This is a genomic window from Streptomyces sp. NPDC088746 (assembly GCF_044751065.1).
Classification (GTDB): Bacteria; Actinomycetota; Actinomycetes; order Streptomycetales; family Streptomycetaceae; genus Streptomyces.
The window spans coordinates 334,532-350,092 of record NZ_JBIVLA010000003.1; the positions used below are offsets into that span (position 1 = coordinate 334,532).

At 69.6% G+C, this 15,561-nt stretch carries 11 protein-coding genes; 3 read left to right on the forward strand and 8 right to left on the reverse strand.

The annotated features are described in order from the left end of the window. Positions 1 to 6: 6 nt before the first annotated feature. The 4 genes from ACIP63_RS16000 to ACIP63_RS16015 form a co-directional block, all read right to left on the reverse strand. Positions 7 to 2,085 carry a beta-galactosidase gene (locus ACIP63_RS16000; RefSeq protein WP_401515876.1) on the reverse strand — a complete coding sequence of 693 codons (2,079 nt, stop codon included), beginning with the start codon at positions 2,083 to 2,085 and terminating at the stop codon, positions 7 to 9. A 90-nt stretch (positions 2,086 to 2,175) separates the two neighbouring features. Then, on the reverse strand, positions 2,176 to 3,522 hold the full coding sequence (locus tag ACIP63_RS16005) for an ABC transporter substrate-binding protein (protein WP_401515879.1): 1,347 nt from the start codon (positions 3,520 to 3,522) through the stop codon (positions 2,176 to 2,178). 160 nt (positions 3,523 to 3,682) lie between these two features. Continuing rightward, positions 3,683 to 4,624: a carbohydrate ABC transporter permease gene (locus ACIP63_RS16010; RefSeq protein ID WP_401515882.1), complete on the reverse strand. Its 942-nt coding sequence runs from the start codon at positions 4,622 to 4,624 to the stop codon at positions 3,683 to 3,685. Between the two features lie 3 nt (positions 4,625 to 4,627). Beyond that, entirely contained in the window at positions 4,628 to 5,548 is a 921-nt protein-coding gene (locus tag ACIP63_RS16015) for a carbohydrate ABC transporter permease (protein WP_401515885.1), read from the reverse strand. A 481-nt stretch (positions 5,549 to 6,029) separates the two neighbouring features. Between ACIP63_RS16015 and ACIP63_RS16020 the strand changes: the two genes are divergently transcribed. Both ACIP63_RS16020 and ACIP63_RS16025 read left to right on the forward strand, forming a co-directional pair. Then, a complete protein-coding gene (locus tag ACIP63_RS16020) occupies positions 6,030 to 7,046 on the forward strand; it encodes a LacI family DNA-binding transcriptional regulator (protein ID WP_401515888.1) in 1,017 nt (338 codons plus the stop codon). A gap of 64 nt (positions 7,047 to 7,110) precedes the next feature. Beyond that, a complete protein-coding gene (locus ACIP63_RS16025) occupies positions 7,111 to 7,752 on the forward strand; it encodes a YdeI family protein (protein WP_401515891.1) in 642 nt (213 codons plus the stop codon). A 25-nt stretch (positions 7,753 to 7,777) separates the two neighbouring features. On the opposite strand, the gene ACIP63_RS16030 is transcribed toward ACIP63_RS16025, so the two are convergent. Next, a complete protein-coding gene (locus ACIP63_RS16030; protein WP_401515893.1) occupies positions 7,778 to 7,906 on the reverse strand; it encodes a hypothetical protein in 129 nt (42 codons plus the stop codon). A gap of 305 nt (positions 7,907 to 8,211) precedes the next feature. Here ACIP63_RS16030 and ACIP63_RS16035 point away from each other — a divergent pair, with 305 nt between their 5' ends. Further along, positions 8,212 to 11,226 (forward strand): carbohydrate binding domain-containing protein, encoded by a 3,015-nt coding sequence (locus tag ACIP63_RS16035; RefSeq protein WP_401515896.1) that lies wholly within the window; start codon positions 8,212 to 8,214, stop codon positions 11,224 to 11,226. 53 nt (positions 11,227 to 11,279) lie between these two features. Here the strand turns inward: ACIP63_RS16035 and ACIP63_RS16040 are convergent, their stop codons facing one another. The 3 genes from ACIP63_RS16040 to ACIP63_RS16050 form a co-directional block, all read right to left on the reverse strand. Continuing rightward, positions 11,280 to 13,295 carry a GTP-binding protein gene (locus tag ACIP63_RS16040; RefSeq protein ID WP_401515898.1) on the reverse strand — a complete coding sequence of 672 codons (2,016 nt, stop codon included), beginning with the start codon at positions 13,293 to 13,295 and terminating at the stop codon, positions 11,280 to 11,282. Positions 13,296 to 13,426: 131 nt separating this feature from the next. Then, entirely contained in the window at positions 13,427 to 14,491 is a 1,065-nt protein-coding gene (locus ACIP63_RS16045; RefSeq protein ID WP_401515901.1) for an aldose epimerase family protein, read from the reverse strand. Then, positions 14,491 to 15,528, reverse strand: a complete 1,038-nt coding sequence (locus ACIP63_RS16050) for a LacI family DNA-binding transcriptional regulator (protein WP_401515904.1) — start codon at positions 15,526 to 15,528, stop codon at positions 14,491 to 14,493. Before ACIP63_RS16050 ends, ACIP63_RS16045 begins: the two co-directional genes overlap by 1 nt. Positions 15,529 to 15,561: the final 33 nt, after the last annotated feature.

The window sequence follows — 15,561 nt, forward strand, 5'->3', positions numbered from 1 at the left end:
TCTCCGTCAGACGGCGGTCCCGGTGAACGGCGTGGTCCCGGCGGCCACCCGGACCACCGCGACCCCCCGTGACGGAAGGACCAGGCGTCCGCCGGCGGCCGGCGGGGGCCCGGCAAGGATCTCTCCCGTCACCGGGGCGAACGCGACGGGCTCGTCCGTACGGTTGACGAGGAACCAGTACGCGTGGGTGCCGTCGGTCCGCACGGTCGGCTCCACCAGCCCCCGCACGCCGGCGGGAAGCTCGCTGAGCACTCCGGCGCCGGAGAGCAGGGGTCCCAGCACGGCGGGCAGCCCGTGGGGGCCCAGCCGGGTGGAGACGTAGGCGGCGGAACCGCCGTCCGCCAGGGCGCGCCGGGTGACGGCGGGGCGTCCTGCCTGGTCCCCGGTCACGTAGCGCGCCCGCACCGTGACCTCGGGGTCGGTCAGGTCGATCCGGTCGGTCCACAGCGTGCCGGTCAGGCCGTTGTCGAGCCGCACCTCCTCGCCCTCCCGCAGCGGGCCGAACTCCTCGATGCGGATGCCCAGCAGATCGCGCAGCGCGCCCGGGTATCCGCCGAGGTGGACGTGGTCGTTCTCGTCGACGACACCCGAGTAGTAGGTGGTGGCGAGGTGGCCGCCGCCGCGCACGTAGGAGTCCAGGCGCCCGGCGAGCTCCAGGGGGACGACGTGCAGGAGGGGGGCCGCGACGAAGTCGTAGCCGGTGAGGTCGGCCGCGGTCGTGACCACGTCCACGCGGACGCCCAGGGCCAGGAAGGCCGAGTACCAGTCGAGGGCCTCCTGCCGGTAGCGCACCAGGGAGGACGGCTGGGAGTCGCGTTCGACGGCCCACCAGGATTCCCAGTCGTAGACCAGGGCCGCGCGAGCCGGTTCCCGCACGGAGCCGGTGACCGGTGTGAGGGACTCCAGCGTCCGGCCGAGGGCGGTCACCGAGCGGAACAGCTCACTGTCCGGGCCGGCGTGGGGCACCATCGCGGAGTGGTGCTTCTCGGCGCCGGCGGCGGACTGGCGCCATTGGAAGAAGCAGACGGCGTCGGCCCCGTGGGCGACGTGGACGAGGGAGTCGCGGGCGAGTTCCCCCTGGCGCTTGGCGACGTTGACGGGCTGCCAGTTGACCGCGCTCGTCGAGTGCTCCATCAGGAACCAGGGCCTGCCCCCGGCGATGGAGTGTGTGAGGGCTGCGGAGAAGGAGAGCTCGTCCAGGCGCTGCGGACCGGGGTGGGCGTAGTGGTCGTTGGAGACGAAGTCGATCTCCGCCGCCCAGTCGGGGTAGTTCATGCCCTGGGTCCCGCTCATCACCATGAAGTTGGTGGTGGCGGGGATCCCGGGGGTGATACGGCGCAGGATCTCGCGTTCGGCCCGGAGGTAGTCCTTCAGCGCGTCCGACGAGAAGCGCTTGAAGTCGAGCTGCTGGGTCGGGTTGGCGTGGCTGGCGGCCAGTCGCGGCGGCTGGATCTGTGCCCAGTCCCCGTAGTGCTGCGACCAGAAGGAGGTGGCCCAGGCCCTGTTGAGCTCCTCCAGTGTGACGTACCGGGCGCGCAGCCAGTCGCGGAAGGCCTGGGCGGCGTCGTCGGAGTAGTCGTAGATGTTGTGGCAGCCGAGCTCGTTGGACATGTGCCAGGCGACCACGGCGGGGTGGTCCGCGTAACGGGTGGCCATGGCCTCCACCAGCCGCAGGGCGTATCCGCGGAAGACGGGCGAGGTGGGCCGCCAGTGCTGCCGCGCGCCCTGGGAGAGGGTCTCCCCCGTGCGGGTGACCGGCAGGATCTCCGGGTGCAGGGTGGTGAGCCAGGGCGGCGGCGAGGCGGTGGCGGTGGCGAGGTCCACGTCGATGCCGTTGCTGTGCAGCAGGTCGAGCACCTCGTCCAGCCAGTCGAAGTCCCAGCGGTCCTCGGCCGGCTGGAGACGGGCCCAGGAGAAGATGGCGACGGAGACGACGGTGACCCCGGCCTCGCGCATCAGCCGGACGTCTTCCTTCCACACCTCGCGCGGCCACTGCTCCGGGTTGTAGTCGGCCCCGTAGGCGAAGCGCGCGGGGCGGTCGTCGGAGGGCGGGCGCAGCCAGTGGCGCTCGGAGGCGGGGGTCATGAAGATCCTTTCGGATGCGAGGTGCGGGTACGGCACGGGGCGGCCGCCCGTCGAAGGACGACCGCCCCGTGCCGGTTCAGCGGCCGGAGGTCACTTGTTGACGCTGAAGCCCTGATCGTTGCCGTAGGTGACGGCGGCCTTCTGCCACTGCTTCAGACCGTCGGCCAGGGTGGTGTCGGAGACGTACGCCTTGCCGACGGAGTCGTTGAAGACGGAGTTCGCGTACACCTGGAAAGGCAGGTAGGACCAGTCCTCGGGCACCTGGCTGGCGGACCGGGCGAAGATCTCGTTCGCCTTCTGGCCGCCGAAGTAGGGGAAGGAGGTGTCGAGGAACGACGGCGAGGACAGGTCTGCCGTGGTGGCGGGGAAGGCGCCGCCCTTGAGGCGGACCTGGACGCCCTCGGAGTGGTTGGCGTACTCGTTGAACGCGTACGCCAGGTCCTTGTTCTTGCCGGCCTTCATCACCGCGAGGGCGCTGCCGCCGTTCTCGGAGCTGACCTCCTCGCCCTTCTTCCACTGCGGGAGCGCGGCCGCGCGCCAGTCACCCGAGGCCGACTCGACGCCCGAGACGAAGTTGGCGGGCATCCAGGCGCCGGTGGAGAGGGTGGCGATGGTGCCGTCCGCCAGACCCTTGTACCACTCGTCGCTCCAGTTGGTGACGGGCGCCAGGAGCTTCTCGTCGATGAGCTTCTGCCAGACCTCGGTGTAGGCGACGACACCCTTGTCGGCGGTGAGGTCGACCGTCACGTCGGTGTCGCGGTTCTTGAACGGCGTACCGCCGGCCTGCCAGATCATGCTGGTCGTGAACCCGGCGTCGCCGGTGTCGTTGGTTATGTACGCCTTCGGGTCCGCGGCGTGCAGGGCGCGGGCCGCCTCGAGGTACTCGTCCCAGGTGGTGGGGACGGCGATCTGGTGCTTGTCCAGCACCTTCTTGTTGTAGAAGAGCGCCATCGGGCCGGAGTCCATGGGCAGGGCGTACACGGCCTCGTCGACGGCGACGGAGTTCCACGGTCCCGGCGAGTAGTCGTCCTTGAAGTCCGCGGCGCCGTAGCGGCTCAGGTCCTCGAGGGACTCCGAGAGGGCGAACTGTCCGACCGCGTAGTACTCGACCTGCGCGATGTCCGGCACTCCGGAGCCTGCCTGTACGGCGTTCTGCAGGGCGGTGTACTGGTCGTTGCCCGTACCGGCGTTGACCAGCTTGACCTTGACCTTCGGGTACTCCTTCTGGAAGTCGCTGACCACCTGCTTCAGCGTCGGCTCCCACGCCCACACCGTGAGGGAACCGCCCTTCTTGAGGGCAGCCCGGAGATCACCTCCCGATACGGTCTTGTCCGACGAGGCGGAGTCGCCGTCGGAGGACCCGCACGCGGTGAGACTCAGCGCGGCCGCGCACAGCAGGCCGACGCCACGCATCGCGCGTCTGGTCATGGTTCTCATAATTGCTTCACTCCGTTGTGGTGAGGGTGGTGCAGGAACCGTGGAACGTCCGCACGGGGGTGCGGGGCTGGAGAGGGGTGGGACGCCGCGCCGGTCGAGGGCCGGGGGGAACCGGTCCCGGAGCGCGGAGATTCGGTGGCCGACGGGGCCCGGGTGCCGTTCACCCCTTGACGCTGCCCGCGGCCAGGCCGGACTGCCAGTAGCGCTGGAGCAGCAGGAAGGCGATGACCAGCGGCACGATGGTCAGCAGCGAACCCGTGATGACCAGGTTGAAGACCGGCTGGCCGCCGGCGGTGGACGCCTGCTCGTTCCAGGCGTTCAGGCCCAGGGTCAGCGGGTACCAGTCCGGATTCTTGATCATGATCAGGGGCAGGAAGTAGTTGTTCCAGGTCTGCACCATGGTGAACAGCAAGACCGTCACGATGCCCGGGGCCAGCAGCGGGAGCGCGATGCGGAAGAAAGTCCGCAGCTCGCCGGAACCGTCCATCCTGGCCGCTTCCAGGAGCTCGGTGGGGACGGCCTCGGCGGCGAACACCCACATGAGGTAGAGCCCGAACGGTGAGATCAGGGACGGGATGATGACGGCCCACGGTGTGTTGGTGAGCCCCATCTTGCTGAACATCAGGAAGGTCGGTACGGCCAGCGCGGTGGCGGGCACGGCGACCGCGCCGATGACGGTGGCGAAGACGGCGCGCTTGCCCGCGAAGTCGAACTTGGCCAGGCCGTAGCCGCCGAGGACCGCGAGGAAGGTGGCTCCGCCCGCGCCCACCACCACGTACAGCAGGGTGTTGAGGAACCAGCGGACGAAGATGCCGTCGTCATAGGTGAGGGTCTGCGAGATGTTGTCCCAGAGGGCGAAGTCGCCGCTGAACCAGAGCCCGAAGGAGCCGAAGAGGCCCTTCTGCGTCTTGGTCGCGTTGACGACGAGCCAGGCCAGCGGCATGAGGGCGTAGAGCGCGGTCACGCCCATGAGCACCGTGAGCAGCACGCTCCGGCGCGGCCGGCCGGCGGAACGGCGTCTGCGCGCGGCCCGGTTCGGCGGCTGGGCACGGTGGGTGGACCGCCGGGGCGTCTGTTCGGCGGTGAAGGAAGGGGCGCTCATCGTTCACGCCTCCTTTCGCATGCCGCGCAGCTGGACCGCGTAGGCGATGATCATCGTGACGACTCCCATGACGAGGGAGACGGTGGCCGCGTAGTTCTGCTGCCGTCCGGAGAAGGACAGCGTGAAGGTGTAGAAGTTGGGCGTGAAGTAGGTGGTGATCGCGTTGGGCGCCAGGTTCTGCAGGATGCTGGGCTCGTTGAACAGCTGGAAACTGCCGATCACCGAGAAGATCGTCGCGATCACCAGCGCACCGCGGATCGCGGGGATCTTGACCGCGGTGATGATCCGCCACTGTCCCGCTCCGTCGATCTCGGCGGCCTCGTAGAGGGACTTGGGGACGACGCGCAGCGCGGAGTAGAAGATCAGCATGTTGTAGCCGATGAACTCCCAGGTGACGATGTTGCCGATGCTCGCCAGCACCAGGGAGGGGGAGAGCGGGTCGGGCAGCGCCACGCCGAAGGCGTCGTTGATGTTCCCCACCAGCCCGAAGCGGGTGCCGTAGATGAAGCCCCACATCAGCGTGGCGACGACGGCGGGTACGGCGTACGGCAGGAAGACCGCGATCCGGAAGAAGCTCTTGCCGTAGATCCTGCCGCTGTCGAGGGCCAGGGCTATGAGCAGGGCGAGGCCGAGCATGACGGGCACCTGCACCGCGAGGAAGAGGGTCACCCGGCCCACGGCTGCCCAGAACTGTTCGTCCTCGAAGGCCCGTCGGAAATTGTCCAGGCCGACGAACGACGTGCCGCCCACCAGCTGGTCCCGGAAGAAGCTCAGATACAGCGAGTAGGCGATCGGGGCGAGGAACACCAGGGCGAACACGGCCATGAAGGGCCCTACGAAGATCCAGCCGACCCGTCCACGGCGGCTGCGGGAGCTTCCGGCCGGTGGGCGGCGTCCGGTCGTGATCGGCGTAACGGCCGTCATGGGTACTCCTGTTGGTCCGGCGTTGTTGCATGGCCCCGGCCGGATGGAGACACCGGACATCGTGGAGGCGCTGTGCTTGAGGAGGCCGATGTCCACGCGAACGCCTGTACTGATGTTTACGTAAACATTTATCGGTGAAGTGATGTCTACACGTCTCTCACCCCATGGTCAAGACTCGGTTTCCCTGCTACGCCCACGAGTTGGGGCCCGAGGGACCGTCCGGCGGCCCGAGCCGCTGTCTCGCGTGTGCCCGTGTGTCGGCGCCGGGCGTCCGGAGTGGTAGAAATGCCGTTGGTCCGAGCCCTCGGTCCGCACGCGACAACGAGCCACACGCGCAGCAGAGACAGGGCCGGCCCCGATCGGAACACCCCCCACAACGCGCGGCCGAGGACGGCCCCGCGGCCTGAACGGCGCGCCCACACGGCGAAAGGCTCACACGACCACGACGGAGGCGGACGTAGTGCAGGGAAAGGAACAGGCCATGGACAGGGCGCCCCGCAAGGAGGCCTCGATGGCCGACGTCGCGCGCCTGGCCGGAGTCTCCTCCCAGACGGTCTCCCGCGTCTCCAACGGGCACACGGTGGTGTCCGAGGAGACCCGCGAACGCGTGCTGAACGCCATGAAGGAGCTGAACTACCGCCCCAACAGCGCCGCGCGCGCCCTGAAGAGCGGGAAGTTCCGCACTCTGGGCGTCATCCTGTTCACCCTGGCCACGACGGGCAACGTCCGCACGCTGGAGGCCATCTCGGCCTCCGCCGCGGACGAGGGCTACGCGATCACGCTGCTGCCCGTCGCGACGCCCACCAGCACGGGAGTCAGGGGCGCCGTGACCATGCTCGGCGAGCAGGTCGTGGACGGCATCATCGTGATCATGGAAGTCCGCCTCCTGGACGCCGCCATATCGCTGCCGCCGCACACCCATGTGGTGGTGGCCGACTCCGATGCGGGCGACCGCTACAGCGTCGTGGACACCGATCAGTCCGGGGGCGCCAGGGCAGCCGTGCGACACCTCCTCGACCTCGGGCACCACAGCGTGGCGCATGTCGCCGGCCCGCCCGAGTCGTTCGCCGCGCAGCGACGCGCCCAGGCCTGGCGGCAGACCCTGGAGGAGGCGGGACGCCCCGTGCCGCCTCCGGTGGACGGCGACTGGTCGGCGGCCTCGGGGTACGAGGCGGGCCTCGCGCTCGCGGCGGACCCGTCCTGCACCGCGGTCTTCGCCGCCAACGACCAGATGGCGCTGGGCGTCCTGCGGGCCCTCCAGGAACGGGGCAGACGCGTGCCCGAGGACGTCAGCGTCGTCGGCTTCGACGACATCGCCGACTCCGCCTCCTTCCTCCCGCCGCTGACCACCGTCCACCAGGACTTCGCCGAGATCGGCCGGCGGTGCGTGGACGGCGTCCTGCGGCAGATCCGCAACGAGACGACGGAGCGGGGCACCACCCTGGTCCCGACCCATCTGGTGGTCCGGGGGAGCACGGGCCCGCCGCCTCACGGATGACAGGAGTTTCCGGCGCGCCCCTACAGGACGGGAACTGTCCTGTAGGGGCTCTAACGTCGTTCCCATGACCTCATCGCGATCGCGGGAAGGGACGGAGAACGCCGTGGCCGAGGACGGGAAGGCGGATGCCACCTGGGAAGCGGGCGCGGAAGCGCTCTTCTTCGAACGGGTCGAGCTCCTGGAGGCCTGGCTGGAGGAGCACCACGGGGAGCGGACGGAGCTCTGGCTGAAGATCGCGAAGAAGAGCTCCGGCATCACGTCCGTCACTGCGTCCGAGGTGGTGGACGCCGCGCTCTGCTCCGGATGGATCGACGGGCAGCGGAGATCCCTGGACGAGGTGTACTACCTGCAGAGGATCTCGCCCCGCCGGCCGCGCAGCACCTGGTCCCTCGTCAACGTACGGAAGGTGGAGGCGCTGACGGCGGCAGGCCGGATGCGGGAGCCCGGGCTCGCCGAGGTGCGGGCTGCGCGGGAGGACGGGCGGTGGGGGACGGCGTACCCGTCGCAGAGGGAGGCCACCGTGCCCGCCGACCTCGCCGCCGCACTGGCCGCCGACCCACGGGCAGCGGAACGCTTCGAGCGGCTCGGCAGGACGGACCGTTACCTCGTGATCCTGGAGCTGCTCAGGGCGAGGACCCCGGAGCTCCGGGCCGCCCGCCTCGGCCGTCTGGTCACGAAGCTGGCGGCGGGCGGGACCACTCCCTGACCGCGGTGCTCCCTGCCGCCGCCCGTCAGGCGGTACGGATACCGAGGAGTTCCGGCTTCGCGGCAAGCGCGGCGAACCGCCCGGCCGGATCTTCGACCAGCCGGCGGGCCGTCAGGTCGAGGATGCCGCCCACCCCCGTGATCTCCGCGGCCACCGTGCCGTCCTCCTTGACGATCCGCTGACGCAGCTCGAAAACAGCGCAACACGCGCGTCCCCTCCCTCATTCCTCTCCGTCACGGTGGTGTGCGGCCTCTTTACGAACCTGTCATGTCCCGCTAACTTCCTGAATGCAAGAGATTGCAGAAAGGTTCTGACGGAGATTGCTGTCAGAGCTTCGCTCGCCCGAACCCCGAGGCGCGTCCGGGTTCTCCGGCGGGGTCCTGGCAGCCGCTCGCGGAGCGGCTGTGCTGTCGGCAGTCGCGGTCCACCCGCCCGCGGCCCTCCCCTGGAGACACACGAATGAGACGCACCCCTGTCCGGCTGCCCGGACGCCCTGCGGCGGCCGCAGCCGTCGCGGCGACGGTGATGCTGGGGCTCCTGACCCCGGCGCCCGGCCCATCCGGACCGGAGTCGGCCGTGCCGGCGGCCGCCTCGGAGTCCACCGCCACCGTCTTCTACTACACGAAGACCAAGAACTGGTCCGCCTACCGGCTGCATTACGCGCCCGACGGCGGCTCCTGGACCACCGTCCCCGGGGTGGCCATGGAAGCCGCGTGCACGGACTGGGTGAAGAAGACCGTCCCTCTGGGCAGCGCGTCCGGCCTGGCCGCGACGTTCAACGACGGCTCCGGCGTCTGGGACAACAACGCCGGGAAGAACTACGCCCTGGGCACCGGCGCCATCACCGTGAAGGACGGCGTGGTGGCCCACAGCGACCCCTGCGCCGGGACCGGTACGGAACCCGAGGAGGAGGCCCGGACGGCCTCGGTCTACTACTCGACCGCGACGGTCGGCTGGACGACCACCAACCTCCACTACCGGCCGGCGGGCGGGTCCTGGACCACCGTGCCCGGCGTGGGGATGGAGCCCGCGTGCACCGGCTGGGTGAAGAAGTCGGTGGACCTCGGCTCCGCCTCGTCCATGCAGGCCGCCTTCAACAACGGCAACGGCGTCTGGGACAACAACAACGGCGCCGATTACACGCTCCCCGCCGGTCTCACCACGGTGAAGGACAAGAAGGTCACGGCCGGCGCCGCGGACCCGTGCGCCGCCTCGACACCTGACACCCAGGCCCCGACCGCCCCCGCGAAGGTGTCGGCGAGCGCGGACGGCGTGTCCGTCGTGCTGACCTGGGACCCGTCCACAGACGACCGCGGCGTGACGAAGTACCAGGTGACACGGACGGGTGGCACCAAGGGCACCGCGGTGACCGATGTCGGCTCCACCGTGTACTCCGACACCGGCCTGGAGGCGAAGACGGCCTACAGCTACACCGTCAGAGCGGTCGACGCCGCGGGGAACGTCTCGGCGGCCTCCGCCACGGCCACCGCGACCACCGGGGAGAAACCCACCGCCCCCGCCTCCGGGAAGCCGCTCGGCACCGACCCCCGCAAGGATCCGATCTACTTCGTCCTCACCGCCCGCTTCAACGACGGTGACACGGCGAACAACCGGGGCGGCAGCCAGCACGGGAAGTCGGGCAACGCGGCCAACGACGACCCCATGTTCCGGGGCGACTTCAAGGGCCTGGTCGACAAGCTCGACTACATCAAGGGCCTCGGTATGTCGGCCGTCTGGATCACCCCCGTGGTCCTGAACCGGTCCGACTACGACTACCACGGCTACCACGGCTATGACTTCTACGAGGTCGACTCCCGGCTCGAATCCGCCGGGGCCTCGTACCAGGACCTCATCGACGCGGCCCACGCCAAGAGCATGAAGATCTACCAGGACGTCGTCTACAACCACTCCTCGCGCTGGGGCGCCAAGGGCCTGTTCGCCCCGAAGACGTACGGGGTCCGCGACACCCAGTGGAGCTGGTACTACGACGAGAAGAACGACGGCTTCGAGTACGACGGCCTCACCGTCGAGCCGAAGTCCGGGAAGTCGTACTACAACGGCGACCTGTGGTCCACGGCGGAGCCCTCGGGCAACACCTGCGTCAACTGGGGCACCCCCACCGGGGCCACCTCGCCGGAGGGCTACCGGATCTACAACTGCCAGTGGCCCAGCCCCACTTCCGGCATGTTCCCGAAGGCGTACTACCACAACTGCTGGATCGGCAACTGGGAGGGCGAGGATTCCCGGAGCTGCTGGCTGCACGACGACCTCGCCGACTTCAACACCGAGAGCGCGCCGGTGCAGAACTATCTGATCGGCGCCTACAACAAGTACATCGACATGGGCGTCGACGGCTTCCGCGTCGACACCGCCGTACACATCCCCCGCACGACGTGGAACCGCCGCTTCCTGCCGGCCATCCAGGAGCGCGTCACCCAGCAGTTCGGCACCGAGGCCGCGAAGAACTTCTTCGTCTTCGGTGAGGTCGCCGCCTTCGTCAACGACAAGTGGAACCGCGGCTCGGTCAACCACTCCGCGCAGTTCTACACGTGGAAGGAGCGCAAGGAGTACAGCCCGGACGACGAGAAGGCCGCCCTGGAGATGTACGACTACGAGCAGCAGCAGGGCACAGGATCCCAGCCGACCTCCACCAATGCGTTCCTGAACGGCAACACGTACCACGCACCGGACCACAGCGAGTTCTCCGGGATGAACGTCATCGACATGCGCATGCACATGAACTTCGGTGACGCCGCCAACGCGTACAACAACGGCAAGGACTCCGACGACAGTTACAACGACGCCACCTACAACGTCGTCTACGTCGACAGCCACGACTACGGCCCCAACAAGAGCAGCGAACGGTACGCGGGCGGCACGGACGCCTGGGCCGAGAACATGTCGCTGATGTGGACCTTCCGGGGCATCCCCACGCTCTACTACGGCTCGGAGATCGAGTTCCAGGCCGGCAAGAAGATCGACTGCGGGCCCACCTGCCCGCTGGCGACGACCGGCCGGGCGTACTACGGCGCGCATCTCGCGGGCGAGGTCGAGGCGCCGGACTTCGGCACCGTCGGCTCGGCGACCGGTGCGGTCGCGGACACCCTGGCGAAGCCGCTGGTCAAGCACGTCCAGCGGCTCAACCGGATCCGCCGTGCAGTGCCCGCCCTGCAGATGGGGCAGTACTCCACGGAGGGCATCACCGGCTCGATGGCGTACAAGCGCCGCTACACCGACACGGCGAGCGGCACGGACAGCTTCGCGCTCGTGACGGTCTCGGGCGGCGCCACGTTCACGGGTGTCCCCAACGGCACGTACAAGGACGCCGTCACCGGCGACACCCAAGTGGTGACGGGAGGCACGCTCGCCGTCCCGGCGCCGGGCAAGGGCAATCTGCGGGTGTACGTCCTCGATCTCGGCGGGAAGAACGCGGCCCCGGGGAAGATCGGTGCGGCGGGCCCCTATCTGAAGTGAGCCAGGGTGTGACGGACGCGCCGGGGCACGCGTCCGTCACACCGGCCCCGCTCTCACCGGCCGGAGTCCACCCGGCGCAGGGTGCGCAGGAGGTACTCCTTGCGGTTCAGCGGGTCGCGGTCGGTCCTGGGCCTGCGCGGAACTGGTCCCTCGACCGGCCTGTGGTCCTCGAACGCCGACTCCAGCACCCCCTCGCCCCGCGTCATCCCCGGAAGCAGCTGCTGCAACTCGTGCACCCGTGCGGCGGGGATCGCCCCCTCCACCGTGCAGACGCCGTCCTGCGTCTCCGGGGGCCCGGGGACGGCGCGCAGCCGCGCGAGGACCGGCACGAGCGGGCCGAGGGCGTCGGCCGGGAGCTCGGCGCGGAAGCGGTGCATGGGCTCGTAGACCGTGGTCCCGGCCCTCTTCAGCGCGTCCATCAGCACCAGTGGCGTCAGGTTGCGGAAGTCGCCCGCCGTGCTGGACATGCTCTTGTCGAACACGGCGTGGGAATGGCTCTGCCGGGGCCAGTATCCGGAGTGGGTCATGGTGACCGTGCAGTCGGTGACCTGCCATCCGTGAATTCCCTGGCCGAGTGTTTCCAGCACGGTGTCCTCCACCGCCCGCATCAGGGAGTACGGCATGGAACCGAGCTCCACCTCCCGGCGGAATTCCACCCCGCCGCCGAAAGCGGCGGGCTCCACCCGGAGTCCGACGGTGGCGAGAAAGGGGTTCGGCTCCTTGTCGATGAACTCGACGGCCTCGCCCGTCCCGGACGGCCGTTCCAGACAGATGGTCGTCGTCTCCCGGAAGCCGACCTCGATGCCGTACTCGTCCGCGAGGGTTGCCTGGATGACCTCCTTCTGCACCTCTCCGTAGAGCGACAGGGACACCTCCTGCCGGAGGCCGTCGGTGCGCACGCCGATCAGCGGGTCCTGCTCCGCCAGGTGTCCGAGCGCGATGTGCAGCGCTCCCCTGTCCTGACGGTGGCGGGGGGTGACGACGGTCTCCAGGGTCGGCGGAGCGAAGTGGGCGCGCGCCGGCCGCGCGGTCCCCGGGTCGCCGATCCTGTCCCCGATCCGGACGGTGTGGAGGCCTCGCAGCCTGCCGATCCGGCCGGCGGGGAGCGAGGACCCGCGGACATCCGTTCCCTGGTCGAAGACGGTGATGGCCGAGATCTTGCCCTCGCGGCCCTCCTTCTCACCGTCGCCCCGCAGCCGGACGCGTTCACGGGTGCGTAGCGTCCCCGAGAACATGCGGGCGTACGCGATCTTCTCTCCCGCCGGGCCGCGTTCGACCTTGAAGACCGCTCCTGAGGCCGGGCCTCCGGTGTCCTGGTCCGTCACCGGCAGGAACTCGGCGATACCGGCCGTCAGTTCGGCCACACCGGCGCCGGTGGCCGCGGAGCCGAAGTAGACGGGGTGCACCAGCGCCTGCCGGGTCTGCGCCGCCAGCCGGTCACGCAGCCGGTCGTACGGCACGCCGGCCGCGCCTTCGACGTACGCCGCCAGGAGTTCGTCGTCGTGCGTGGTGAGCAGGTCGGTCAGCGCGGTGGTGAAGCCCCGGTCCGCGGCGGTGAACGGCCTGGTGCGGGCCCGCCTGGTCCCCAGGCCGTCGGCCGGGCCCATGGCGACGACCGCGGGTGACAGCCGGCGCGCGATGTCGGACAGGACGCCTTCGTACCGGGCACCGGCGCGGTCGGTCTTGTTCACGAACACGAGCGTGGGGATCCGCAGGCGGCGCAGCGCCCTCATCAGGATCCGGGTCTGTGCCTGGACGCCCTCGACGGCGGACACGACGAGCACCGCGCCGTCGAGCACGCCGAGGACCCGTTCCACCTCGGCGATGAAGTCGGGGTGGCCGGGGGTGTCGATGAGGTTGACCGTGACGCCGTCGACGGCGAAGGACACCACGGCGGATTTGATGGTGATGCCGCGCTGCCGCTCCAGGGCGAGGGTGTCGGTCTGTGTGCTGCCGTCGTCGACGCTGCCGACCGCGTCGATGACTCCGGCGGTGTGGAGCAGCCGCTCGGTCAGGCTCGTCTTACCGGCGTCGACATGCGCCAGAATTCCCAGGTTCAATGTGTGCACTGAGCTTCGGGTCCTCGAGATAGGTGTGGATTCCTGTCTGGGTGGACACAGAAGCTCGGCGCATGAACATCTCCCTGTTCGGTCGTTCGGTGCCGGAATTACAGCAGGGCGCCTCGTCGAGGGGCAATCGATTAATTCAGCAGGTGCGGGAATCGCAGTTCGGTGCGGCTGCGCGCGGTGTCGCCGGGGCGCAGCACGGGGGTGGGCAGGTCCGGCCGGTTGGGTGAGTCGGGCAGGTGCTGGGTCTCCAGGCAGATCGCGCCGTGCCGTTCGTGGCGGCGGCCGGTGCCGTCGGTGAAGGAGCCGTCGAGCTGGTTGGCGGTGTAGACCTGGATGCCGGGCTCCGTGGTCCACACCTCCATCACCCTGGCAGCGTCCGGGGCGGTGAGGCGTGCGGCGCGTCGCAGGCCGCCGCCGGCGTCCCGGAGCACCCAGCAGTGGTCGAAGCCGCCCGCGGCGCGCAGCTGTGCGTCCTCGGTACCGAGTTGCTCCCCGAGGAGCCGGGGCGTGGTGAGGTCGAACGGTGTTCCGCGGACCTCGGCCGGCGGTCCCAGGGGGATGCCGTCGTCGTCCACCGGCAGATAGGAGTCGGCGTCGACTTCGAGGTGGTGGCCGAGGATGCCGTCCTGGCCGGACAGTTCGAAGTAGGCGTGGTTGGTGAGGTTGACGACCGTGGGCCGGTCGGTGACCGAGGCGTAGTCGACGGCGAGGGTGCCCGCGGTGTCGAGGGTGTACGTGACCGTGGCGTCCAGGGCGCCGGGGAAGCCCATGTCACCGTCGGGGCTGTGCAGGGTGAGCCGGACGGACACGGTGTCGCCGGTCCGGTCCGGGGCCGCTTCCCACACCTTGGTGTGGAAGCCGTCGGGTCCGCCGTGCAGGGCGTGGCCACGGTCGTTGGCGGGGATGTGGTGCTCGGTCCCGTCCAGGACGAAGCGGCCGTGGGCGATGCGGTTGGCGTAACGGCCGACGACGGCGCCGAAGTAGGGGTGCTTGGCGGTGTAGTCGTCGAGTGTCGCCAGCGACCGGACGACGGAGGCGGTGGCTCCGGTGGTGTCCGGCACGGTGAGGCGGTGCAGGGACGCGCCGTAGGTCAGGACCTCGGCTCGGACCCCCGTACCGCTGTCGAGGGTGTACAGGTCGGTCCGGGTCCCCTGGACGGAGCCGAACGGGGTGCGGTGCACGGTGGGGCGCGGCATCAGAGATCCTCGGTGTGGCCGGAGTCGGGGCCGGCCGTGGTGGATTCGCGGACGACGAGGCGGTAGCCGGGGCGTGGCCTGCGCGGTTCGGCGACGGGTTCGCCCGAGAGCTGTTCGACGAGGCTGTCGACGGCGAGGCGGGCGATGGCTTCCTTGTCGGGGGCGATGGTGGTGAGTGTGATGGTGGTGTAGCGGCTCTCCTCGATGTCGTCGAAGCCGACGACGGCGATGTCGTCCGGGATCCGCAGGCCGCGTTCGGTGATGGTCCGCATCGCGCCGATGGCGATGAGGTCGTTGTACGCGAACACGGCGTCGGGCCGGTGCCCTTGGTCGAGGAGCTGCGCCATGCCGGTGGCACCGTCCTCGCGGCCGTAGCCGTCGGTGACCACGACGAGGGCTTCGTCGGGTGTGATGCCGGCGGCCTCGAGTTCCTCGCGCCAGCCCCTCAGGCGCAGATGGGCCGGCTGGCGCTCCTGGCCGGTGCGCGATCCGAGGAAGGCGATGCGCCGTTTGCCCTGGTCGACGAGGTGGCGCACGGCCTCGCGGGCCGCCGCCACGTTGTCGATGGCGATGTGTTCGTAGGGCGCCTCGTACTCGCGCTCGCCCAGCAGGACCAGTGGCGCGGTCTCGGTGCGCGCCATGAGGTCCTCGGTCTCCAGATGGATGGGGCTGAGGATGAGACCGTCGATCACATGGGACCGGAATCCCTGGCTGACCAGGAGTTCCTTCTCCTTGAGGCCGGCGGTGTGGTCGACCAGGACGGTGTAGTCGTGCCGGGCGGCCGCGTCGATGACCGCTCCGGCGAGCTCCGCGAAGTACGGGTTGCCGAATTCGGGGACGGCGAGGGCGATGATGCCGGTGCGGCCCTTGCGCAGGTGGCGGGCGGTGAGGTTCGGCCGGTAGCCGAGCTCGTCGATCGCCTGTTGCACCTTGGCGCGCATGGCGGGTGTGACGTGCTGATAGTTGTTCACCACGTTCGACACGGTCTTGATGGACACGCCCGCCCGTTGTGCAACGTCCTTGAGGCTGACGCCCACGGCACTCCTTGGTTCGGCTCGGCTTGGCTGTTG